1 pseudogene is annotated in these 852 nt (G+C 52.8%); it reads right to left on the bottom strand.

Annotated features, from left to right (window positions below):
* Positions 1-852: pseudogene (locus E0E16_RS03895) on the bottom strand (transposase); the annotation flags it as partial.

Here is an 852-nt window from a genome sequence, read left to right as displayed (position 1 = left end):
GACAATGAGACCATTCAACAGTCTGACAAGGGAGACTTTATTGCCGAACGCGTATTTCTTGTGGTCCTTCCCCTTGCTGATGCACAACACGTCCGGCTCATGAAGGGAGTAGATCTTGTGACCGTCCATTCTCTCGCCGTTAACAAACTTCATGCAGACCTCAATACGTTCTTGGTAAGAGTTCTCAGGGGGCAAATTCCGAACCAGCTCGCGCAACAGCCTTCCGGCGATGGTGCGCATCCGACGGTCGGCTTTCCTTACCTTGGCTGAACTGTTCTTCCTGCCACGGAAACGCTGCACAAGCTTAAGTCTCTTGATTTCCCCGGCATAGCTTTGGCGCACCTTGAGATGCTCTGCATGAGCCACGTCGCGGCAGAAACCGATGATTTTATTCAGGAGTTTCGAATCCGTGGGGAACGTGACGTTCTTCTCCTGCACGGTTGAGTCGATAAAGGCTGTCTGCTCGGTGTCGGACTTGCGTCCACGACCGTCCTTGCCGTCATTTCTGTTTTCATTCTCTTTCCGCTTGTCGTCAAGCAGCAGGTTGACCCGGATGCTCTCCTTGAGAATCAACTCCATGCCCGCCTCGCCAATGCGATGGCGGTACTCCACGAGTTCCGTCGGTACGCAAGGCTTGGCGATGGTGAAGGATTCCATTCCGCAAAAATACTGGTAGTAGGCGTTCTCCGAGAACTGTTCCACGACGCTCTCGTCCGAGACGTTGCGAATATGCTTCAGCACTATAAGACCGACCATCAGGCGGATAGGCTTGGCCATGCGTCCGTTGTCCCTCTAGTACAAGCGGGCAAAGGAACGCTCAAAGGTTTCCCAATTTATCAGATTGGCAAGTTT

The organism is Prevotella rectalis (assembly GCF_900607215.1).
GTDB lineage: Bacteria > Bacteroidota > Bacteroidia > Bacteroidales > Bacteroidaceae > Prevotella > Prevotella brunnea.
Note: the sequence above shows the minus strand (reverse complement) of the source record. Positions and strands in the feature narration are given on the sequence as shown.